Annotated in this window: 21 protein-coding genes; 10 read left to right on the forward strand and 11 right to left on the reverse strand. The window is 72.4% G+C overall.

The window, feature by feature from the left end; genetic code table 11:
• The 4 genes from ABNF97_RS21905 to prfH all read left to right on the forward strand — a co-directional run bounded on the left by ABNF97_RS21905 (nt 1) and on the right by prfH (nt 3899).
• On the forward strand, nt 1–711 hold the full coding sequence (locus tag ABNF97_RS21905) for a ThuA domain-containing protein (protein ID WP_130463956.1): 711 nt from the start codon (nt 1–3) through the stop codon (nt 709–711).
• Nucleotides 681–1799: a Gfo/Idh/MocA family protein gene (locus ABNF97_RS21910; RefSeq protein ID WP_130463955.1), complete on the forward strand. Its 1119-nt coding sequence runs from the start codon at nt 681–683 to the stop codon at nt 1797–1799. Before ABNF97_RS21905 ends, ABNF97_RS21910 begins: the two co-directional genes overlap by 31 nt.
• Nucleotides 1800–2016: 217 nt before the next feature.
• The gene (locus ABNF97_RS21915) at nt 2017–3210 is read left to right on the forward strand and encodes an RNA ligase RtcB family protein (RefSeq protein ID WP_130463954.1); all 1194 of its coding nucleotides are present in this window, start codon (nt 2017–2019) and stop codon (nt 3208–3210) included.
• Complete coding sequence (gene prfH / locus ABNF97_RS21920) at nt 3207–3899, forward strand: peptide chain release factor H (RefSeq protein WP_130463953.1); 693 nt, start codon at nt 3207–3209, stop codon at nt 3897–3899. Before ABNF97_RS21915 ends, prfH begins: the two co-directional genes overlap by 4 nt.
• A 42-nt stretch (nt 3900–3941) precedes the next feature.
• On the opposite strand, the gene ABNF97_RS21925 is transcribed toward prfH, so the two are convergent.
• Nucleotides 3942–5357 carry a substrate-binding domain-containing protein gene (locus ABNF97_RS21925; RefSeq protein ID WP_130463952.1) on the reverse strand — a complete coding sequence of 472 codons (1416 nt, stop codon included), beginning with the start codon at nt 5355–5357 and terminating at the stop codon, nt 3942–3944.
• Nucleotides 5358–5748: 391 nt separating this feature from the next.
• Between ABNF97_RS21925 and ABNF97_RS21930 the strand changes: the two genes are divergently transcribed.
• The 4 genes from ABNF97_RS21930 (at nt 5749) to ABNF97_RS21945 (ending at nt 10011) form a co-directional block, all read left to right on the forward strand.
• The gene (locus ABNF97_RS21930) at nt 5749–6603 is read left to right on the forward strand and encodes a Sco1979 family transcriptional regulator (RefSeq protein WP_130466159.1); all 855 of its coding nucleotides are present in this window, start codon (nt 5749–5751) and stop codon (nt 6601–6603) included.
• 55 nt (nt 6604–6658) lie between these two features.
• Nucleotides 6659–7483 (forward strand): SAM-dependent methyltransferase, encoded by an 825-nt coding sequence (locus ABNF97_RS21935; RefSeq protein WP_349339627.1) that lies wholly within the window; start codon nt 6659–6661, stop codon nt 7481–7483.
• Between the two features lie 168 nt (nt 7484–7651).
• Nucleotides 7652–9010, forward strand: a complete 1359-nt coding sequence (gene alr, locus ABNF97_RS21940; RefSeq protein ID WP_349339628.1) for an alanine racemase — start codon at nt 7652–7654, stop codon at nt 9008–9010.
• The gene (locus tag ABNF97_RS21945) at nt 9007–10011 is read left to right on the forward strand and encodes a D-alanine--D-alanine ligase family protein (protein WP_349339629.1); all 1005 of its coding nucleotides are present in this window, start codon (nt 9007–9009) and stop codon (nt 10009–10011) included. The genes alr and ABNF97_RS21945 overlap by 4 nt, the downstream gene beginning before the upstream one ends.
• A 6-nt stretch (nt 10012–10017) precedes the next feature.
• Here ABNF97_RS21945 and ABNF97_RS21950 read toward each other — a convergent pair whose 3' ends face one another.
• The 9 genes from ABNF97_RS21950 to ABNF97_RS21990 form a co-directional block, all read right to left on the reverse strand.
• On the reverse strand, nt 10018–10647 hold the full coding sequence (locus ABNF97_RS21950) for a hypothetical protein (RefSeq protein WP_349339630.1): 630 nt from the start codon (nt 10645–10647) through the stop codon (nt 10018–10020).
• On the reverse strand, nt 10644–12152 hold the full coding sequence (locus ABNF97_RS21955) for an ATP-binding protein (protein ID WP_349339631.1): 1509 nt from the start codon (nt 12150–12152) through the stop codon (nt 10644–10646). Before ABNF97_RS21955 ends, ABNF97_RS21950 begins: the two co-directional genes overlap by 4 nt.
• Nucleotides 12149–12841 (reverse strand): response regulator, encoded by a 693-nt coding sequence (locus ABNF97_RS21960; protein ID WP_130463949.1) that lies wholly within the window; start codon nt 12839–12841, stop codon nt 12149–12151. Before ABNF97_RS21960 ends, ABNF97_RS21955 begins: the two co-directional genes overlap by 4 nt.
• Before the next feature lie 23 nt (nt 12842–12864).
• Nucleotides 12865–13827 (reverse strand): phosphatase PAP2 family protein, encoded by a 963-nt coding sequence (locus tag ABNF97_RS21965; protein WP_349339632.1) that lies wholly within the window; start codon nt 13825–13827, stop codon nt 12865–12867.
• Between the two features lie 114 nt (nt 13828–13941).
• Entirely contained in the window at nt 13942–14100 is a 159-nt protein-coding gene (locus ABNF97_RS21970) for a hypothetical protein (RefSeq protein WP_349339633.1), read from the reverse strand.
• 109 nt (nt 14101–14209) lie between these two features.
• Nucleotides 14210–15019 carry an SAM-dependent methyltransferase gene (locus tag ABNF97_RS21975; RefSeq protein WP_349339634.1) on the reverse strand — a complete coding sequence of 270 codons (810 nt, stop codon included), beginning with the start codon at nt 15017–15019 and terminating at the stop codon, nt 14210–14212.
• Nucleotides 15020–15111: 92 nt separating this feature from the next.
• A complete protein-coding gene (locus ABNF97_RS21980) occupies nt 15112–16155 on the reverse strand; it encodes a calcium:cation antiporter family protein (RefSeq protein ID WP_130463946.1) in 1044 nt (347 codons plus the stop codon).
• 313 nt (nt 16156–16468) lie between these two features.
• Nucleotides 16469–17638 (reverse strand): TolB-like translocation protein, encoded by a 1170-nt coding sequence (locus tag ABNF97_RS21985; protein ID WP_349339635.1) that lies wholly within the window; start codon nt 17636–17638, stop codon nt 16469–16471.
• Nucleotides 17635–18180, reverse strand: coding sequence for a SigE family RNA polymerase sigma factor (locus tag ABNF97_RS21990; protein ID WP_130463944.1), 546 nt, complete (start codon nt 18178–18180; stop codon nt 17635–17637). The genes ABNF97_RS21985 and ABNF97_RS21990 overlap by 4 nt, the downstream gene beginning before the upstream one ends.
• A 264-nt stretch (nt 18181–18444) precedes the next feature.
• On the opposite strand from ABNF97_RS21990, the gene ABNF97_RS21995 reads away from it, so the two are divergent.
• Nucleotides 18445–19929 carry a DivIVA domain-containing protein gene (locus tag ABNF97_RS21995; protein WP_130463943.1) on the forward strand — a complete coding sequence of 495 codons (1485 nt, stop codon included), beginning with the start codon at nt 18445–18447 and terminating at the stop codon, nt 19927–19929.
• Nucleotides 19930–19981: 52 nt separating this feature from the next.
• On the opposite strand, the gene ABNF97_RS22000 is transcribed toward ABNF97_RS21995, so the two are convergent.
• Nucleotides 19982–20998 carry an NAD(+)/NADH kinase gene (locus ABNF97_RS22000; RefSeq protein WP_130463942.1) on the reverse strand — a complete coding sequence of 339 codons (1017 nt, stop codon included), beginning with the start codon at nt 20996–20998 and terminating at the stop codon, nt 19982–19984.
• A 255-nt stretch (nt 20999–21253) separates the two neighbouring features.
• Here ABNF97_RS22000 and ABNF97_RS22005 point away from each other — a divergent pair, with 255 nt between their 5' ends.
• Nucleotides 21254–22093 (forward strand): amphi-Trp domain-containing protein, encoded by an 840-nt coding sequence (locus ABNF97_RS22005; RefSeq protein WP_349339636.1) that lies wholly within the window; start codon nt 21254–21256, stop codon nt 22091–22093.
• Nucleotides 22094–22124: the final 31 nt, after the last annotated feature.

Raw genomic sequence — 22124 nt, forward strand, 5'->3', positions numbered from 1 at the left:
GTGGCACAGCGCAGGGCACTGGTGGTCCGCGGCGGGTGGGAGGGGCACCAACCGGTCAAGGCGACGGAGCTGTTCATCCCGTTCCTCGAACGCAACGACTACGCGGTGCGGGTCGAGGAGACGACCGAGATCTACGCCGACGCCGCCGAGCTGGCCGGCACCGACCTCGTCGTGCAGTGCGTGACGATGTCACAGATCACCCCGGAGCAGTTGGCCGGGCTGAGCACCGCCGTCGTCGCCGGCACCGGTTTCACCGGCTGGCACGGCGGCATCGCGGACTCGTTCCGGGCCTCCTCCGACTACCTGCACCTGGTCGGTGGCCAGTTCGCCACCCACCCGGGGAAGGAGCCCTGCGAGCGGCACGGCGGGGAGCAGGACAACTTCCTGCCGTACCGGGTGAACATCACCGAACTGGGCCGGGAGCATCCGGTCACCGCGGGGATCGAGGACTTCGACCTGGTCACCGAACAGTACTGGGTGCTGCACGACGACCTGATCGACGTGCTGGCCACCACGACACACCCGACCCGGGAGTGGCACCCGTGGCCCCGGCCGGTCACCTCGCCGGCGATCTGGACCCGTCACTGGGGTGCCGGGCGAATCGTCGTGACGACCCCCGGACACAGCCTCGACGTGCTGGAGCACCCGAGCGTGCGTACCGTCATCGAGAGGGGGATGCTGTGGGCGACCCGCACGGCGTCGGCATCGTAGGGCTCGGGGTCATCGCCCGGGCGTACCTGAGCACGCTGGCCGACCTTCCCGGGCTGCGCATCGTCGCGGTGGCCGACCTGGACGCCGCCCGGTCGGCGGCGGTCGCCGCCGCGCTGCCCGGCACCGAGGCGCTCGGCGTCGAGGCCCTTATCGACCATCCCGAGGTGCGGACGGTGCTCAACCTGACGATCCCCGCCGCGCACGCCGAGATCTCGCTCGCCGCGATCGACGCGGGTCGGAACGTCTACGTCGAGAAGCCGCTCGCCGTCACGTTTCCGGACGGTCGCTCGATCGTCGAGCGGGCCGGCTCGGCCGGGGTCCGCCTCGGGTGCGCGCCCGACACCGTGCTGGGCACGGGTACCCAGACCGCCCGCGCGGCGATCGACGACGGCCTCATCGGGCGCCCGCTCTCCGCCTCGGCCGTGATGGTCACGCCGGGGCACGAGCGCTGGCACCCGCACCCCGACTTCTACTACGCCCCCGGCGGCGGTCCACTGCTGGACATGGGCCCGTACTACATCTCCGCCCTGCTCCACCTGCTCGGGCCGGTACGCGCGGTGGTCGGCGCGGGCAGCCGGCTGCGCGCCGAGCGTGTGATCGGGGCCGGCCTGCGCGGCGGCCAGCGGATCCCGGTCGAGGTGGACAGTCACGTGACCGGCGTGCTCGAACACGTCAACGGCGTCCTCTCCACCATCACGACGAGCTTCGACGGGGTGGCGACGACGGCCGCGCCGATCGAGGTGCACGGTGAGACGGGCAGCCTCGCCGTACCCGACCCGAACCACTTCGACGGCGAGGTCCGGCTCTTCCCGCTCGGCGGCGCCGGATGGCGGACGCTCGAACCACGAGCCGGCTACGCCGACGGCTCCCGAGGACTGGGCCTGATCGACCTGGTCGGAGCCGACGACCGCCGTCCGCCACGGTCCGGCGGCGAGGTCGCGCTACACGTGCTGGAAACGATGACCGCGCTGCTGCGGTCGGCCGCCGAAGGCCGGCGCATCGAGCTGACGACGGTGGTGGAACGGCCGATACCGGTCGGCTACACCCGGGCCGAGGACTGGCGGGGACAGCCGGCGGTCGCGAACTGAGCCGGGCGGACGGCGGCGGCACGCCGGCCGACCAGGCTCCGGCGCCGGGACCGGCGCCGAAAACCGGTTGCCGTGGCCGGCGGGCGGCAGCAGGGTGGGGGCATGACGTTCTGACGGGCACTACCCCGGTCGAGTGAAGCTCCGTGCCCCCGCCGTGCCGTCGCACCCCGGGGAGCCGTAGCGCCGTCCGTCCCTCCCCGCTGGAAAGTGAGCGTCGTTGTCCCAGCAGAAGTCCCGGCCGGATTCCGCAGCGTCCGCCAGGCCCGCCACCGTCACCGTCTTCGCCTCCGCCCGCAGTTGGATCGAGTCGGACGCCGTCGACCAGTGCCACCAGGTGGCCGCGCTCGACGGAATGGTCTCCGTCGCCGGCATGCCCGACCTGCACCCCGGCAAGGGCGCCCCGATCGGCGCCGCGATGGCCTCGACCGTGCTCTACCCGTTCCTGGTCGGCTCCGACATCGGCTGCGGCATCGCCGTGTTCCCGGTCGGTCTGAAGCGGGTCGTACCCGAGCAGATCGCCCGCCGGTTTCCCGACCTCGACGTCCCGCTGGACCCGGACCGGGACGCCGACGACCCGGCCTGGGCCGCCGTGGACGCCGAGATTCCGGCCGGCTACCTCGACGGCCTGGGAACGGTGGGTCGGGGCAACCACTTCGTGGAGCTGGCGCGGATCCAGACCGTCCTCGACCCGGGCCACACGGCCCGGCTAGGGCTCGCCGCCGACGACCTCGTCCTGATCGTGCACAGCGGCTCGCGAGGGCTGGGCGAACGGATCCTGCGGGCACACACCGAGCGGCACGGCGCCGGCCCGGCCACCGACCCGGCCGACTACCTCGAACTGCACGACGCCGCCGTACGCTGGGGGTCGATCAACCGTCGACTTCTCGCCGCCCGGGTGCTGCACGCCCTCGGCGCCGAGCCGACCGACCCGATCGTCGACCAGTGCCACAACCTCGTCGAGTTCCGCGACGGGGCCTACCTGCACCGCAAGGGAGCCGCGCCGGGCGACGGCCGGGACGTGCTGATCGCCGGTACCCGGGGCACCTGCTCCTATCTGGTGGCCGCGCATGCCGGACCGCACGCCAACTTCTCCGTCGCGCACGGCGCCGGTCGCAAGATGTCCCGGGCCGACGCGCTGCGCCGGGGGCGGACCAAGCACACCGTCGCGGAACTCCGTCGTACCCCGGTCGGGTCGCTGGTGGTGTGCGGCGACCGTCAACTGCTGTTCGAGGAGGCGCCGACGGCCTACAAGCGGATCGAGCAGGTGATCGCCGACCTGGTCGAACACGGACTCGCCACCCCGGCCGCCACGACGGTTCCGCTGGTGACGTACAAGACGATCGACAGGGGTGGCGACGCCCGCCCCCGGCGGGACCGGAACGACCACCGCCGGGGCAGGGGGCGGTGGTGAGCGCGGCGGGGCACCGACACCATCTGCTGATATCGGCCGGACGAGGCCCGCAGGAGTGCACCTGGGCGGTCGCCCAGTTCCTGCACCGGTTGGAGGCGGACGCCGGCCGGCAGGGTCTGGACACGTCCCGGGTCGAGACCGTCCCCGGCGACCGACCCGGCACCTACCGGTCGGTGCTGCTGGGGATCTCCGGAGCCGGTGCCGGGCAGTTCGCCGGCTCGTGGACCGGCACCCTCTGCTGGCAGGCGCCGAGCCCCTACCGGGCGAGCACCGGCCGGAAGAACTGGTACGTGATCGCCCGCCCCTGCGAGGTCGACGTTCCCCGGACGTCGTTCGCGGAGACCGACGTCGACATCGTCGGCTGCCGCACCGGCGGCCCGGGCGGGCAGCACCGGAACAAGGCCAGCACCGCCGTACGGGCCACCCACCGTCCCTCCGGGATCGTCGTGGTGGTCGACACCGAGCGGCAGTTCAGTCAGAACCGTCGCATCGCCCTGGAGCTGATCCGGCAGCGCCTGGCGGACGGCGACCAGGCGGCGGGCCGGGCCGTCGACACCGCCCGCTGGCGCATCCACGACGAACTCGTCCGCGGCGACCCGGTCCGGGTCGAACGACCGGACTCCCGGGCCGGCGCGGTTGCCGGCGGACCGCACCGGCAACGCCGCCGCCGACCTCTTCGGCCAGGATGAGATCTTCGGCATTCCCGGCCTGGTGCTCGGTGACCGGACCGGTCAGGGTTGCGGTGGCGGCGACGTGCTCTCCCGGACGATGAGGGTGGTCGCCAGTTCGAGCCGGGTCTGCGCCGGCGGTACGCCCGAGGCCAGCGCCAGGACGAGTCGGGCCGCGGCGGCGCCCATCTCGGTGAGCGGCTGCCGGACGGTGGTCATCGGTGGACCGCACCACCGGGTGTAGGAGATGTCGTCGAAGCCGACGACGCTGAGGTCCTCCGGGATCCGGATCCGGGCCTGGCGGGCCGCCTCGTACACGCCGAGGGCCTGCAGGTCGTTGCCGCAGAGGACGGCGGTGGGCGGGTCGGGGAGCCGCAGCAGTTCCCGGCCGTGGTTGAGGCCGTCCTCGAAGGCGAACCACTGACCGGTGCGGACCAGCCGGTCGTCCAGCGGTACCCCGGCGGCGTCGGTCGCGGCCCTGGCACCCTCCAGGCGGGCCCGGGCGGAGAGGCGTTCGGTCGGTCCGGTGATCACGGCGATCCGCCGGTGACCGAGGTCGAGCAGATGCCGGGTGGCGGCGATGCCGCCGCTCCAGTTGGTCGCACCCACCGACGGGACCGGGTGTTCCGGCTCGCCGGTCGGGTCGAGAGCGACCAGCGGAATGCCGCTGGCGGCCAGCGTGGCGTGGTGTTCGGGGGTGAAGCCCAGGTGTACGGCGACCACGCCGGTGGGACGCCGGGCCAGCAGGTCCTGCGCCCAGGAGCGACCGGTCGACACCTGGTGGAACACGTCGCTGAAGACGACGGCCAGCCGGTGCGGGCCGGCCACCTCCTCGACGCCCTGCATGATCTGCACCGCCAGGTGGCTCTGCATGCCGTAGAAGAGCACCTCGATGCTGGCGGCCCGGACGCCGCTCTCCGGGCGGCGGTAGGGGTGCTCGCGCAGCACCGTCTCCACCCGGGCCCGAGTGGCCGGCGCGACGTCACGACGCCCGTTGAGCACCTTGGAGACGGTGGGTGCGGAGACCCCGGCGAGGGCCGCGATCGCGGCCACCGTCAACTCGCCCTGCCGGCGCCCGCGCTGCCGGCCCGGCGCCGGCTTGCCCCGCCCCGGCGGGACGGTTGGGATGGTGTCGGCGATCTCGGCGGCTGCCCGCCGGTCGGTGAGCCGATGGCTGGAACCGGCTTCGACCGGGTGATCCGGGCGGCCTGGAGCACCGCGCGGACGTCCGGACGCGGCTGGCCCGTCCGTGCCGGCCGGTGCCGGGCGGTGGCGGGATTCGTCGACCTTCGCGAGCAGTCGGGCCCGGACCGCCTCGGCGTCGCGTGCGGCGGTCGGGCCGGCGGGGACCGTCTCCACCAGGTAGCGCCGCTTCCTGGTGACCGGGTCGAGCCCGGCGTAGACCCGCACCCGGAGTGACCCACTGGGCAGCGTCTCGACTTCGCCGCGGGCGCGCCGTGGCGAGGAGGGGGCCGGCATGGAGCTAGGCTAGCAGAAATCCTGCTCCTCAATTGACGGATCTGGCTCCACGAATTGCTCCACCTGAACTGACGTGCGCGAATATCCGACGTCCTCGGGTGAGGCTGCGGCAGCGGGATTTCCCCCAGGTCAGTACGACATGCCTGGCGCGGGCGATCGCCGATACCTCGGCCGTCGACGCTCTGGTGTGCCGGCGGGTTTTGATCCGAACACTTTCGAATCGGATTCCTAAATGCTCAGACCACCGGGACGGACCATCCGGTCGGTGATCTCCGGAGGTGGCCGACCGGTAGCTCTGGCGTTTCCGCAATGGCATGCTTGGCGTCGGGAAGCAACCCGGAGGTGTGGGGTGAGCGGATCGGCACAACCGGACGGATCCGGCGACGGCCCGATGGCCGTACGGATCCTGGTCGGAGCCCAATTGCGACGACTGCGTGAGGAACGGGGACTGACCAGGGCGGAAGCGGCCGAGCCCATTCGCGCCTCGGAGTCGAAGATCAGCCGGATGGAGCTGGGCCGGGTCGGCCTCAAGGAGCGAGACGTCCTGGATCTGCTGTCGCTCTACGGCATACACGACGAGCGGGAACGGGCGACGCTGCTGGCCCGGGTCCGCGAGGCCAACACGTCGAGCTGGTGGCACCCGTACAGCGACGTCACGCCGAACTGGTTCCAGCGGTACCTCGGGCTGGAGGCGACGGCGACGCTGATCCGGACCTACGAGGTCCAGTTCGTTCCCGGGCTGCTGCAGACCGAGGAGTACGCCCGGGCGGTGGTGCGGCTCGGTCACGGCTCCGCCCGGAAGGACGAGGTCGCGCGCCGGGTGCGGCTGCGGATGGAGCGACAGCAGTTGCTGAGCCGGCCGGATCCGCCGATGCTCTGGGCGGTGGTGGACGAGGCCGCGCTGCGCCGCCCCGTCGGCGGCACGCGGGTGATGCGCGACCAGCTCGAGTCGCTGCTCTGCACCGTCACGAAGATGGCGAACGTGCGGCTGCAGGTGATCCCGCTCGCCGCCGGGGGGCACGCCGCCGCCGGTGGTGCCTTCACCATTCTCCGCTTCCCTCAGCAGGAACTGGCCGATCTCGTCTACATCGAACAGTTGACCAGTGCGCTCTACCTCGACAAGCGCGAGGACGTCGACCGCTACTTCGAGGCGGTGAACCGGTTGTTCGTCGAGGCCGCGCCCCTCAAGGACACATTCCAGATCCTGGATCGGATCATCCGCGACCTCGACGAGACGCCCCGGTGACCGCAGGTATCCTGGGCCACCGCCACATTGTTCGGCCGACCGGAGGGTTTCGCCCGTGACCGAGGAGATTTCCGTGCCCGGCGAGGACCAGACGTCCAAGCCGAATCTCGACGCCACCGTTCCGCAGACGGCTCGGGTGTGGAACTACTGGCTCGGCGGCAAGGACAACTACGCCGTCGACCGGGCGCTCGGCGACGAGATCGCCAAGGCGTTTCCGATCATCGTAGAGATCGCTCGGGCCGACCGCGCGGTACTCAACCGGGTGGTGCGCTACCTCGCCGGCGAGGCCGGGGTCCGGCAGTTCCTGGACGTCGGCACCGGGCTGCCCACCGCCAACAACACCCACGAGGTGGCGCAGGCGGTGGCCCCGCAGTCCCGGATCGTGTACGTCGACTACGACCCACTCGTCCTCGTGCACGCCCGGGCCCTGCTGACCAGCGGGCCGGAGGGTGCCACCGACTACATCGACGCCGACATCCGGGACACCGAGACGATCCTGCGTGAGGCGGGCCGGACCCTCGACTTCACCAAGCCGGTCGCGCTCATCCTCTCCGGGATCCTGGCCCACCTGTCCACCGTGGAGGAGGCGCGGGCGGTCGTGCGCCGGATCATGGACGCGCTGCCCGTCGGGAGTTACCTGGTGGCCGTTGACGGCGCCGACACCAACCCGGAACTCAACGAGGTCATGAAGATCTGGAACGAGTCGGCCAATCCGCCGTACGCGATGCGTACGCCCGAGGAGATCGCCAGCTACTTCGACGGTCTGGAACTGGTCGAGCCGGGGCTGGTCGACGTCACCCGCTGGCGGCCCGACCCCGGCACCGACGTACCGCCGCGCCCGCTGGACAACCTCGTCGGCGTCGGCCGCAAGCCGGGCTGACCCGGAACGTGACGGTGCACCGATCCGGGCCCGGTGGTGGGCCCGGGTCGCGGGTCCACCACCGGGCGACCCGGATCGTGGGCGTGCGGTCGGCGACGGCGGTGGCTATTACCCGGCCGTGACAATGCGCAGACCGCCTCCGGACATGGCGGTGGCAGCTTCGTCCGGGTGAGTTCGGAGCCTTGCCCGCCAGCCCGGCCGGGCGCCGTCCGGTCGGCGCCCCCGGGAACGCTGGGCCGACGTCGTACCGCCGGGGTGGCCCGGACGAGCACGCTGGCCGAGGCCGAGGTCGACCTGACGGCCGTCGCCGCCAACCTGGCCACGGTCGCGGACGTCGCCGGCACCGGGCTGATGGCGGTGGTGAAGGCCGACGGGTTCGGGCACGGCGCGGTTCCGGTCGCCCGGGCCGCGCTGGCGGCCGGCGCGAGCTGGCTCGGGGTGACCTCGACCGGCGAGGCGCTCGCGCTGCGCGCCGCGGGGCTCACCGCGCCCGTCCTGAGCTGGCTGCACCATCCGGACGACGACTTCGGCCGGCTGATCGCCGCCGATGTCGACCTGGGCGTCTCGACCGTGCCGCACCTGCACGCGATCGCCGATGCGGCGAGCCGGTCTGGCCGGCCGGCGACGGTGCAGCTCAAAGCCGATACTGGGCTGTCCCGCAACGGTGCCAACCGCGAGGACTGGCCCGATCTGGTCGGCTGGGCCCGCAGGTACGAGGTCGCGGGGAGCGTCCGGGTGCGGGGGATCTGGTCGCACCTGGCCGATGCCGAGACGCCGGACTGCCGGTGCGTCGGCCGACAGGTGACGGCCTTCGAAGAGGCGCTGCGGATCGCCCGGACGGCGGGACTTCGGCCGGATCTCGCGCACCTGGCGAACTCGGCGGCGGCGCTGGCCGCCCCGGCGACCCGGTACGACCTCTGCCGGATCGGACTGGCGCTGTACGGCGTCGACCCGTTCGGCGGTACCGGTGCCGGGGCGTACCGGCTGCGGGCCGCGATGACCCTGCGTTCGACGGTGGTGAACGTCAAGCGGGTGGCGGCCGGTACCGGCGTCTCCTACGGCCCGGACCGGGTCACCGAGCGGCCGACCACCCTGGCGCTGCTGCCGCTCGGCTATGCGGACGGGCTGCCCCGGGCAGCCGAGGGACGGGCCGAGGTGTGGCTGCACGGCACCCGGCGGCCGGTCGTCGGGCGGATCGCCATGGACCAGTGCGTGGTCGACGCCGGGGACCTGCCGGTGGCGATCGGCGATCCGGCGGTGGTCTTCGGTCCGCTCCGGGGGACCGACCTGGACGACGGCGCCGTCGACGGCGGCTCGGACCGGGCGGCCGATGCCGGCTGGCCGACGGTGGCGGAGTGGGCGGCGTGGGCCCGGACCAGCCCACACGAGATCTTGACCGGCATCGGTGCGCGGATCGCCCGGCGGTACCGGACGGCGGGGGAGGCAGCGGACCGACCGGGTGGGTCGGTGGCTCCGGTGCGATCGCGCCGGACGACCGCCGGGAGCGAAGGGGAGTGTCGGGGATGAGTGTCCGGCTGGCGGTGTTGTACGGCGGGCGCAGCGGTGAACACGAGGTGTCCCGCCGGTCGGCGGCGAGCATCCTCGCCCACCTGGACCGGGACGCCTACCGGGTGACCGAGGTACTCGTCGAACGGGACGGCCGGTGGCAGGTCGACGGCGTACCGGCCACACTGCCGGCGGCGCTGCGCGCCCTCGCCGCCCAGGACGTGGTCTTCCCGGCCCTGCACGGCCCGTACGGCGAGGACGGCACCGTCCAGTCGATGCTGGACTGGCTCGGCGTCCCGTACGTCGGTAACGGGGTCCTCGCCAGTGCGGCCGGAATGGACAAGGAGGTGACCAAGAAGCTGCTCGGTGCCGAAGGGTTGCGGGTTGCGCCGGGCGTGACGCTGCGGGCCGGCGAGTACCTGTCCCGGACCGAACAGCAGCGGTTGGGCCTGCCGGTCTTCGTCAAGCCGGCCCGGGCGGGCTCCAGCCTCGGCGTGTCCCGGGTCGACAAGTGGTGGCAACTGCCGACCGCGCTCCGACTGGCCCGCGACGCCGACCCGAAGGTCCTGGTCGAGCGGGCCGTACCCGGTCGGGAGATCGACGTCGGTGTGCTCCAGTACCCGGACGGGCGGGTCGAGGCCGGGCCGCCGCTGGAGATCGAAGTCCCGCCGACGGCCGCCTTCTTCGACCACACCGCCAAGTACGACGGCGGCGCCGTATTCCGGATTCCGGCTCCGCTCGACGCCGCCACGACCCTGGTGTTGCAGGACCGGGCGGTCCGGGCCTTCCACGCGCTCGGCTGTCGAGGGCTGCTCCGGGTCGACTTCTTCCTGCCCGACCCGGACCCGGCCGCAGGGTCACCCGGCACCCCGGTGGAACCGGTGGTCAACGAGGTCAACACGTTTCCCGGTTTCACCAGTGTGTCGCAGTACCCGCAGATCTGGGCCCGGGCCGGGATCGCCTTCCCGAGCCTGCTCGACATCCTGATCGACGGGGCCCGGAGCAACCCGGTCACGCGCTGATGGGGCTCAGTTGTCCGAGGGAGTAATCCAGGGTATGGCGGGCCTGAGGCCGGGTGGCGGGCACCGGACCGGACCGGAGAGGTCCTGGGGGACCGCCTCGGTCTGATCCGGGCAGTCCATCGCGGCGCAGCCGCGCGACTCCCGGCTGCCGTCCGGGCCGGTGACGGTGACGGTGATGAAGGAGCGGTCCACCGGCCCGCCGACGGGCAGCGCGTACCGGACGGTGCAGACGATCTGGTCGACCGCCGCTGCCGACAGTCCCGTCACGTCGGTACCGAGCCGTACCGTCGTGCCCGACCGGTCGGACCTGGTCACTGTCGCCGGCCCGGCGTCCGCCGGAAGCTCGGTGCGGTAGCCCTGCTCCCGCTCGGTCGGGCTCGGGCCGGCCAGCAGCAGCGCCAGCGTGCTGGCGACCGAATCCGGCGGCGTGGACGGGCGCAGCACCAGCGCGAGCCGGTCTTCCGCCACGAAGAAGAGGCCGACTCCCCGGACCGGCCCCACCGGGGCGGGGTTGCCGGAGATGACCACGCTCGGGCGTACGCCGCACCCGGCGACGAGCGTGCTCAGCAGCGCGACGGCGACGAGCGAGGTCAGCGTGACGGAGCGGAGTGGCACCCGCCGCCGGAAGCGGGTCACCTCCGTCCCCTCTCCGGCCGGTCCCCGCCGGGCGGCGCCGGATCGCCACAGCGGCGCGGCAGCCGGAGCGTGAAGACCGCGCCGCCGGCCGGATCGTTCGCCGCGACCAGGCTGCCCCAGCGCGCGCCGGCCCGGTGCAGCCGGGCGTTCTCCCAGGCGATAGCGAGGCCGAGGCCGCTGCCCTCGGAACGGCTCCGGGCGCTGTCCGCCTTGTAGAAGCGGTCGAAGACGTGCGGCAGCACCGATGGGTCCAGCCCCGGACCACGGTCGCCGATCGACAGCACGATCCAGTCCGGCTCGGCGCCCAGCCGTACCGACACCGGCGGGGCGCCGTGCCGGAGCGCGTTGCCGACCAGGTTCGCCACGATCACGTCCAGCCGGCGCGGGTCGAGCCGGGCCAGCACGCCCGGCGGCAGGTCGGCCACCACCCGTTCGGCCCAGCCCCGAGCCCGCAGGGTCGCCCGTACCGCCGCCGCCACGTCGACCTCGTCCAGGGTGAGCGCCGCCGTGCCGCTGTCGAACCTGGTCACCTCGATCAGGTCGTTGACCAGCCGGGTCAGGTTCTGCGTCTCCTGGCTGACCAGCCGGGCGGCCCGACCGGCGTCGCCGGGCAGCCGGGGCGCCTCCTCGTCCAGTACGTCGGTGACCGCGGTCATCGCGGCCAGCGGCGTACGCAGCTCGTGCGAGACGTCGGCCACGAAGCGCCGGGCGTCCGCCTCCATCCGGCGCAATTCGCCGACCTGCCGTTCCAGCCGTTCGGCGGTGTGGTTGAAGGTACGCGCGACCCCGGCGAGCTCGTCGGAACCGCGTACGGCCAGCCGGGTGCTCAGATCACCCTCACCAAGCCGGCGGGCCGCCCGGCCGAGGTCCCGGACCGGCCGCAACACGCCCCGGGCGGCGAGCAGCGCCAGCAGTACGGCGAGCACCAGCGACAGCCCACCGGTCAGCCAGGCAGCCATCGCGAGCTGGTCGATGCTGGCCTGCTCGGCGTGGAGGCCGTGCAGACGGTAGACCTCCAGACCGGACGGTCGCCGCGTCCCGTCCGGCTGGCTGAGCATCACCTGGGTCCCGATCACCAGGTACGGAAAACCCTGCGTGGCCTGCCGTTGCCAGACGACCCGGCCCCCAGCCACCGCGGTCCGCAACTCCGGGGTGAGTACGGCGGAGACCTGGTCGCGGCTGGAGCTGTACCCCTGGTACGTCGCGATCACAGCGTCGTCGTGGTCGGACAGTTCAGCGGCGATCGCGTCGAGGTCGGCCTGGCTCGGCGGCAGGTTCCGGATCGGGGTGAGTTGGGCGATCTGCTCCGTGAGCGTGAGGACGGCCGCGTCCTGGGCCTGTTGCAGGATGACGTTCCGGGCGTGCACGTAGCTGACCCCGGCCACCACCGCCGTGGTGGTCAGGCCGAGCGAGGCGAAGGCGAGCAGGAGCCGGACCCGCAGGCCGACCCGCCAGCGCAGCCGGTCCAGCAGTACCGGCCGCGTCACGAACCGGGCGCGGCTCACAGCGGGCCGAACCGGTAGCCGAAGCCGCGGACGGTCTGTACGTAGACCGGGCTGGCCGACTCGTCCTCGATCTTCGCCCGCAGCCGCTGCACGCAGGCGTCGACCAGCCGCGAGTCGCCGAGATAGCCGTGCTCCCAGACCGCCTCCAGCAGTTGTTGCCGGCTCAACACCCGGCCCGGGGCGCTGGAGAGTTCGAGCAGCAGGCGCAGTTCGGTCGGGGCGAGGCCGATCGGCGCCCCGGCCTTGCTGACCACCAGCGCCGACCGGTCGATGGTCAGCGCGCCGTACCGCTCCACCGCCGGCTCCGGGCCGGGTCGCCGGGAGTCGCCGCCGGCCCGCCGCAGCACCGCGCGGATCCGCGCCTCGAGTACCCGGGCCTGCACCGGCTTGACCACGTAGTCGTCGGCGCCGGCCTCCAGTCCGGCCACCACGTCGATGTCGTCGTTGCGGGCGGTGAGCATGATGATCGGCAGGTCGCCCGCCGATCGGATCCGGCGACACACCTCGAAGCCGTCCATACCGGGCAGCATGAGGTCGAGGACCACGACGTCGGCGCTGTCGGTAGCCAGCCGGGCCAGGCCCTGCTCGCCGGTTGGCACCGCGTCCACCGTGTGACCCTGGCGGGTCAGGGCCAGCTGGAGGCCCTCGCGCACGGTCTGGTGGTCCTCGATCAACAACACCCGAGACATGTCACCAACTATCGCATTCCCGCTCATGTTGCCCTGTCGATCATGGTGTTCGGCACGGATCGGGCCTCGGCTGGCGTACTGTCCGATTCCGTTACCGGCCGATAGCCGGGGACGGGGCCGGCAAAATCCGCCGAACGCACCAGGACCAGGATCGTGGCGACGACCAGGAGGACGAGCCCACTTCCGGCCGCGATCGCCACGAAGAGCCCGCGGGTATCGCCGAGCGTGGCGTGCGGGGTGAGTGACGGCACGCCGACCAACAGCCCGAGCCCGAGCAGCCCGAACAGCCCGAACAGCGACACCCCGCCGGGTAACCCGGTGACCGGCCCGGTGACGCAACCGGCCGGAGCGGCAGCACCCGCGCCGGACCGGGCCAGCACGGCAGCGGCCAGGCAGAACAGCGCCGCCGCCAGCAGCACGCCGCCGAGCACGTCGCTGAACCGGTGCCAACCCGCGATCATCGTGGCGGCGGCGACCGTGCAGACGCCCACCGTGCCCGGGACGGCGCACCACGGGCGGGCCGGTGCGGGGACCACCAGCAGGACCGCGAGCAGCAGCGCCGTCGCCGCGGCGACGTGACCGCTGGGGAAACTGTTGTGCGTCGTCGAGGTGGCCACCCCGAGGTCCGGCCGCGGGATCAGCTGCTTGGCGACGCTCGCCCCGAGCACCGCGGCGCCGACCAGGCCGACACCGGCCACTCCTGCCCGGAGTCGCCGGCCGAGCACAGCGAGCAGCAGCACGGTGACCAGCAGCAGACCCAGTACGACCGGATCGCCGAACCAGGCCAGTACGCTCCTCGCCGGCTCGACCAGGGCGGTCGGCTGCTCGTACCCGCCGCCCCGCTCGGCCCGGGGCGGGAGCAGCCTGCCATCGAGGAACTGACCGGCGACGGTGCCGACGGATCCGGCGGCGGTCAGCACGAAGGCGAGCAGGTACCCGAGCCCGGCGCGGCGTAGCCGGCGGGCCGGCCCTCGGTCGACGGGCACCGACCGGCGGTCGTGCCGCCCCGCCGGCCGGAGCGGTGTCGTGGACGGGTACGGCGATACCGGATGCACGAGCCAAGGATGGATCGCCCCGGTCCGGAAACCATGCTGGTCCTGTCATGGTTCTGTCACGGTGCCGATGCCGATGCCGATGCCGATGCCGATGCCGATGCCGATGCCGATGCCGGTGCCGGTGCCGATGCCGGTGGCCGCGGGTGCGACCCCGTACACGATGCCCTGCGAGTCTGGCGGATGGACTCCCTTGCGGAACCGCATCCTGACCGCCTTCGGCCCGGGGAGCCGAGCGGGCGCCGGCGGACCGGTCAGGGGGGCCGGCGCCGTCGACGCCCGGTGTGCCCGGGAGCGGAATCGCCGAGCCCGGACGTCAGGGCTTGCGTCCGACGCCGCCGTACCCGTCGACCGGTTCGGGGTCAGCGCTGTCCGATCGCCACTGCGAGATGGAGACGATGCCGGGCTCCAGCAGGGTCAGTCCGTCGAAGCAGCGCTCGATCTGCTCCGGGCTGCGTAACACGTACGGGACGGCGCCGGTGTCGTCGTAGCCCTGCTGGGCCGCGTCGAATCCCTCGGTGGTGTTGGTGCTGTCCCAGAGCACCAGGTAGCTGCCGCTGGGCACCGCCGCCACCATCCGGGCCACAATGGACTGTGCCTCGTCGTGCTCGGCGACGTGCCCGAGTACCCCCATGAACATGACCGCGATCGGCTGGGTGAAGTTCAGGATGTTCTTGGCGTCGGCGACGATCTGGTCAGGGTCGTGGAAGTCTCCGTCGACGTAGTCGGTGACCCCCTCCGGAGTGGTGTTGCTGAGCAGGGCGCGGGCGTGCGTCAGCACGAGCGGGTCGTTGTCGACGTAGACGACCCGGGACTCCGGAGCGGCTCGTTGGGCCACCTGGTGGGTGTTGTCCAGGACCGGCAGGCCGGTGCCGATGTCGAGGAAGTTGCGGACCCCCTCCTCGGTCGCGAGGTGGCGCACTGCCCGGATCAGAAACTGCCGGGACTGCTTGGCCAGCGGCACGATGCCCGGGAACTGTCGCCGGTAGGCGTCTCCGGCCTCGCGGTCGGCGGCGAAGTTGTCCTTGCCACCCATCCAGTAGTTCCAGATCCGGGCGGAGTGTGGCACGCCGGTGTCGAGTCCGTCCGGCCATGCACGGTGTGGCGGCGGGGCTTCCTTCGTCACCTGGCTCCCCAGGATTCCCGTAGTGAACGCGGCCGGTTCCACCGTAGGCTGTCGATGTTTCGTCCGCATCCTCCGGCCGAGCCGGGTACGGCTCAGGTGGCCAGGATGATGGTCATCCCGAGGTAGGTGGCGAGCAGCAGTACGCCCTCGAAGCCGAGCCGCCCCCAGCCGCAGGTCTGCCGGACGAGTAGCCCGGCGAGCAGGATCGCGGTCATGAACAGCCCGCTGGTGGTGATGAAGAGGTCCTCGCTGCCGGCGGCGTGATAGATGGAGCCCTGCCGGTACGCGATGTCGCCGACCACCAGCGTGATCACGTCAAGGATGTTCCCGCCGAGGACGGCGGCGATGGCGAGGGTGACCGCACCGCGCCGCACGGCGGCGATGGCGGTGACCGTCTCCGGCAGCCCGTTCACGATGCCGAGCAGGACACCACCGGTGAATCCGGTGGTGAGGCCGGTGGTCTCGACCACGCTCTCGGCGGCCAGCGACACCGCCCAGCCGCTGGCCGCGACGACGACTCCGACCAGCGCAAACCGCCCCCATAGCGTGCCCATGCGCTGCCTGTCGAGCGCACCGTGGTCCTGCGGTACGTCAGGTTGCGTCTCCTTGGTGCCGACGGCCTGCCACATCGGTCTGGTGCCGGCGGTCCGGATCAGCCGGAGCCCGCCGAGGTAGCAGGCGACGATCACCACCGAGATCGGATGGACGCCGCCGATGGTGACGTTCGGGCTGTAACTGCCCAGCAGGGCGAGGGCCAGCAGGGCGATCAGCAGACAGCCGAAGAGCAGGTTCGACGAGGAGGCGGCGGCGTGTTCGAGGTTGACCCGGCGGTGGAAGGCGTCGGCGACCGCGACCGCGGTGGTCTGGGCGGCGATCCCGCCGACCGCGTTGCTGTAGCCGAGTTGGGGATGGTTACCGGCCGCCGTGACGGCGGTCATCACGATTCCGGAGAGTCCGGTCGCGACGCCGAAGAAGACCACCCCGAAGACGGCCTCGCCCCAGCCGGTCCGGTCGGCCAGGGCGTCGCCCAGGGCGACGAGTCGGATGCTGCCGAGGATCGTGATCAGTCCGGCGACGGCGAAGACGCCGACGCTCGGTCCGAGCGGCCAGGGCGTGGCGGGGAGGAATCCCAGCATCGGGCGGGTATTCCCGGGTTACCGGCTCCGAAGCGTGCCGCCGGGGGACCGGTGTCTCGGTACCGGTTGGGGGTGGTCGGCGGCCGGACGGTGAACTCGGCGTCGGGCAGTTCGTCCTTGTTCGTCACGTACCGGTGCGCCAGGCTGCCGCCGCAGTCGCGCGGTCCGGCCGCCGGTCCGGCGACGCCGTACCGGCCGATTGCCGAGGGGACGAACCGGCGGCGCGGATTCGTCCGCGCCGCCGGTGAGCGGTCGATCGTCCGACAGGGCGTCGTTGCCCCGCCCTCGCGGGATGCGGTCCCCGGTGTAGTGGTCAGAAGGTCAGATCATCCTTACCGGGCGGCAGAGGGTCCGCCGAGCCGATGAACGTCTGCTGGGGCTCGTCGTCCACCGGAACGATCTCCCGGACGACCTGCCCGGTCAGGTCCAGCACCTGTAGTAGGTCCCGTTGCTCCGCGCCCTCCGGGGCGGAGTCGCCGTAGACCCGGACCAGCAGGTGGTCGTCGCCTACCCAGCCGATCAGCTGGGCCGGTCGGCCGGGGTCGACGGTTGCCTGCAGGGCCCCGGTCGCCGCGTCGGCGATCGTCACCACCGAAGCTCTGCGGCTCCGATCCACCAACGCCAGCCGGCTGCCGTCCGGGGAGATTCCGGTGGCGTCCACCAGCGATGCGCTCGCCGGGACGGAACCCACTCGCCGCCCGTTCAGGTCGTAAAAGCGGATCTCGGTGACCTGGTCCGGCACGGCCTCGCCGGCACTGTGGCTGACGGTCATGGCGAGTCCGGTACCGTCGGGCTTCCAGATCAGGCCCAGGCCCTGCGCGTTGTCGGTCGCGACGTCCGGCAGCGCCACCAGACGGGTCCGCAGCGTCGCCGCGTCGACCAGCAGGAATCCGTTCTGGTCGCCGAAGCGGGGCCGATAGGTGAAGAGAAGCTGCCGACCGTCCGGTGACCAGCTCCCCATGTCGGTGTAACCCCAGACGTTGGCCGCCTCGAGGTCGGGGTCGGGAATCCATCGCACGTCGCCGCTGGCCCGGTTCAGGATGCCGACCTGCGACGGATGGGCGGCGCTGTTGTCACCCCGTCGTACCAGGACTCGGTCCCCGGCCGGATCTGGCCTGGCGTAGCTGTAGGGAAGCCGGTCGTAGCTGCCCGTCGTCGGGTTCAACAGCAGGGAATAGTTGAACGCCGGGCTCGGGTCGTTGACCCGCACGTCCCGTATCCCGCTGTAGGACGTGACCACCGAGGTACGGCGGTAGCCGGCTGCCTGGTCGGGAGCTCCGTCGCCGGCCGGCACGATAGCGGCGACCACGCCGACCATCGCGGCACAGAGGACGGCGGCCAGTCCACCCCCGAGGCCGAGCCGGGCGATCCGCTGCCGCCGGGCCCGGGCGAGTGTGGCCCCGGCCAGCCCGTCCGGCGGTGGTGCCGAGTCGGCGAGTTCCTCGAACACATTCCGGATAGCTCCGGTGAGCTGGGAGTTCATCGCTTCACAACTTCCTTCGGCTGGAGGTTGGGCTCTTCCTTCGGCTGGAGGTTGAGCTCGGGGGAGAGCTCGCGGAGTCGGGTCAGGGCTCGGGCCGCCTGGCTGCGCACGGTCGACTCGGAGCAGCCGAGGATCTTGGCGATCTCGCTGTCCGGCCGGTCCTCGAGGTAGCGCAGCACCAGCACGGCGCGGCGTTTGGCCGGCAGTTGCGCCAATGCCTGCCGCAGCGCCAGCCGCAGGTCGACCCGAGCGGTGTCGTCGGCGGTGGCGGGTTCCGGCAACCGCTCCGCGCTCACCTCGGCCGGACGTCGCCGTATGCGGCGCCACCAACTCGTATGCTCGCGGTAGAGCGCCGTCCGCAGGTATGCCTCGGGGGCGCCGGTGCGGATCCGGGCCCAGTGCCGCACCCCGCGGACCAGCACCGTCTGCAACAGGTCCTCGGCCTGCTGGCGATGGCCGGTGAGGGCGAGCGCGGTGCGGAACAACGTGTGGGACCGGGCCTCGATGAACTCGCGGAACTCGCGTTCGAGATCAGCGTTCACGGTTGTGCCTGTCAGTCATACCGATTCCAACGCCAACCCGCCGACATCCGCTGCCCGTACCGCACCGGGAATTGTCGGCCGCGGGCCGGGGACGGCGCCAGGTCGCGGGCCCGGCCCCGCCGGAGGGTTGGGACGCCGGGTACTGATCGTCCCGGCCACCCCGCTCAGTGGCCTTCAGGTGTATGATCCGCCGGTTGAGCCCTACCCCTGCGGCGTGTGCCCCGGACGCCGGCACCGGGCTCGCGACCATATGGAGGATGGCGCATGTCCCAAGGCCAGGAGCTATTCGACCTGCACGAGGACAAGACTTCGCGACCCAGCTTCGAGACCACACTGCGCGGTTACGACAAGCGGCAGGTGGAGCAGTACGTGGCGCAGACTGCCAACGAGCTCTCGAAACTGGTGTCCGAACGCGAGCAGGCGTTCAGCCACATTCAGGGGCTGACCGTCCATCTCCAGCAGGTGCAGACCGAGTTGACCGAGCTGCGGGACCGTCCGCCACAGGTCGACCGGGCGTCGTTCCGCGATCTCGGTCCGATGGTGGATCAGATCATGACGCTGGCCGAGAAGCAGGCCGGGGTGATCGTCGACGCCGCCGCCCAGCGGGCGACCGAGCACCAGAACGAGGCGGAGCAGCTCCTCGCCGACGCCCGGGAGCAGGCCGAGAAGTTGGTGGCCGAGGGCGAGGCCAGCCGGGAACGGGCCGAGCAGGACGCGCAGCAGGTCCGTGAGCGGAGTGCCCAACAGGCCGAGCGGGCCCAGGCACAGGCCGAGTCGATGCTGGAGACGGCGCGCAACCAGATCCAGCAGGAGATCGAGGCGGCCCGGGCGCGTACCCAGCAGGAGCTGGGCCAGTGGCAGGCCAACGTGGAGCGGGAGCTGACCGAGCTGCGCAACACCACCGAGGCGGAGCTGACCCGGCAACAGAAGCAGGTCGAGGAGGAGAACGCGAACCTGCGGTCGGAGGCTCAGCAGTACGCCGCCGAACTGCGGCGGCGGGCGGACGAGCAGGCCACCGCGCAGCAGCAGCAGCTGACGGCCCTCCAGGAGGAGATCGAGACGCGACAGCAGTCGCTCAGCCAGTTGCAGGCCGCGCAGGAAACCGCGCAGCAGCGCCTGGCGCAGGCCCGCCAGGAGGGGGTTGCCGCAGAACAGGAGTTCGCCCAGTTGCAGCAGCGGCTCGGCGAGGTGCGCCAGGACCTGACCGCCGAACTCAACCGGCTGGACGAGGCCCGGCGGGCGGCGGAGCAGGCCGAGCGGCAGGCGGCCGAGGTACGCGCCCGGACGCGGCGTGAGGCGAAGCGGCTGGCCGACCGGGCCGCCGCCGCGGTGATGGCGGCAGCGGCGATCAGCGGCGAGACCGGCGAGTACCAGATGGTGGCCGTGCGCCAGGAGGCCGACCGAGGGCCGGCCGAGGTGCTCGCGGAACCGATCGAGCAGCCGGAGCAGCCCGAGCTGCGCGAGCCACCCGAGCCGCGCGAGTCACCCGAGCTGCGCGAGCCGCCCGAGCTGCGCGAGTCACCCGAGCAGCCGGAGCCGGCGGTGAACATGTTCGAGCCGCAGGACAAGGCAGAGCCCGCGGTGAACATGTTCGAGCCGCCGGAGCGGGCGGAGCCGGCGGTGAAGATGTTCGAGCCGCCCGAGCCGCCCGTGCACATGTTCGAGCCGCAGCAGCCACCGCACCACCCGCAACACGGGCACGCGCCGCCCGTGTACAGCCCGAACGGCGGCGACCCCACCCGCTACTAGTCAGCGGCAGCCCGCGTAGTCACCGGCCGGCCCTCGTCGGCCGGCCGGGCGCTCAGCCGCCGGCCTGGTCGGGCCACCGGCTGTCGGCCACCGCCGCAGGCGCGTCGGCGAGGGAGAACCGTTCCCGCAATCGGGAGTAGAACCGGGACGGGCGCAGCCGGACCAGGTGGGCCGGTTCGCGCGCCGGCAGCACCGTCACCCAGTCCCCGGGATCGAGTACGCCGCGCAACTGCCCGTCCACGCTGACCGCCACCTGCCCGGACTGGTCGAGGGCGCGTACCGTCACCGCCTCCTCGGCGGCGATCACCAGGCTGCGGTTGAAGACCATGTGTGGGGCGACCGGGGTGAAGACCAGCGCGGCGAGCCGGGGGGAGAGGATCGGGCCGCCGGCGGCGAAGTTGTAGGCGGTGGAGCCGGTCGGGCTGGCCACCACGAGGGCGTCGGCGGAGTAGGACGCGAAGAGCGTCTGATCCAGGTACACCCCGAGGCTGGCCTGTCGGTCGCGGGCCAGCTTCTCGAAGACGATGTCGTTCAACGCGGTGACGTCCAGCGCCACGCCCGGCTGGTCGACCGGTTCGGCGGTACGGGGCAGCGGCGGGGGCGGCGGCAGTAGCGGCCCGCGCCCGTAGCGCAGCAGCGCCGCCATCCCACCGGGGATCTCCAGCGGTCGCGAGGCGCAGAGCGTCAGCATCAGCCGCTCGTCGAGCTGGACCCGGCCGGAGAAGAACGCGTCCAGCGCGGTGTCGATCTCGGTGGGCTCGATCTCGGTGAGGAAGCCCACCCGGCCGACGTTGATGCCGAGCACCGGTACGCCGTCCTTGGCGGCGATCCGAGCGCCTCGCAGGAAGGTCCCGTCCCCGCCGATCGTCACCACCAGCGCCGGATGGCCGGCGGCCTCGGCCTCGTCACCCGCGTTGCGGCGCTGCCGCTGCCCCCAGGACGGCTCCCAGACGTCGATGTCGCTGACCCCGATCGAGTGGTCGGCCGCCCAGCGCCGGACGGTTCCGGCCGCCTCGACCGCCGCCGCCCGGCCCTCGTGCACCACCAAGCCGATCCGCTGATCCGTCATACTCTCGTCTCCCACCTGGCGCGCACGCCACCGGCCCGCGGGGGTAATCGTCTGGTCGCGGTCCCGGCCACTGCCTACCACGAACACCGTCGCCCAGCCCGGAGCGATTCCCCGTGTCGCGGGGCGTCCGGTAGGCCTGCCTGGCCGACTTTCCGGCGCCGATGTCCGGAGTGTCGTTCCTCCGCGGCGAACCGGCACCGTAGCCGCCCCGCACGGCCCACCCAGGCGTGGCTGACCCCGGTATGGAGTGCGAGCATGGCCGCCATGGAAATCTACGAGGACGAGCGTACGGTGCCGCGCGCGGACCTGGCCGGCTGGCTGCGTCATCTGGCGAACCAGCTCGAATCCGATGGAAAGATCTTCTTTGGTGCCGCCGGCGCGGTCACCGTCGCCGAGCAGGTCGACTGCGAACTGGAGATCGAGCGCGACGGCGCGGAGATCTCCGTCGAGATCGAGTTCTCCTGGCGGGACCCGGCCGCCGCCAGCGCCGACGACGAGAACGATGACGAGGAAGAAGACGAGGAGGAGGACGAGGAGGAGGACGAGGAGGAAGAAGACGAGGAAGAAGGAGGAGGAGAAGACGACGACGAGAAGGGCGGGTCCGTAGAGGACGAGGAGCCCAGCCGGGCGGCGGCGTCCACCGAGCCGGTGCAGGCCGGCGTGCCGGTGTCCGCCGAGTCGGGCGACGACCGGACGCAGCCGAGCCCGCCGGTGTCTGCCGAGTCGACGCACGCCCCGGCGACGGCCTCCTGGGCGGCGCAGGAGGCCAGCGAGCCGGCCAGCACGCCGGCCACCACCACGGCCGAGCTGACCAGCAGCACCGGGCCGTCGGACGGCGCCGGATCGTCCGAGAGCGCCGGGTCGTCGGACGGTGCCGGGTCGTCCGAGAGCGCCGGGTCGTCGGACGGTGCCGGGTCGTCCGAGAGCGCCGGGTCGTCGGACGGTGCCGGGTCGTCCGAGAGCACCGGGTCGTCGGACGGCGCCGGGTCGTCCGAGAGCAGCGATCCGTCCGGCGACGCCGACTCCTCCGGCAACACCCGGCCGTCCGGCACCACCGACCCCTGGGGCTACGGTCGGACCGGCGGAGCGGCCTGACCCTCCCAGCGGGACGGCCGCCGGGTGGGTC

The organism is Plantactinospora sp. B6F1, from assembly GCF_040120695.1.
In the GTDB taxonomy this organism is placed as follows: domain Bacteria; phylum Actinomycetota; class Actinomycetes; order Mycobacteriales; family Micromonosporaceae; genus Plantactinospora.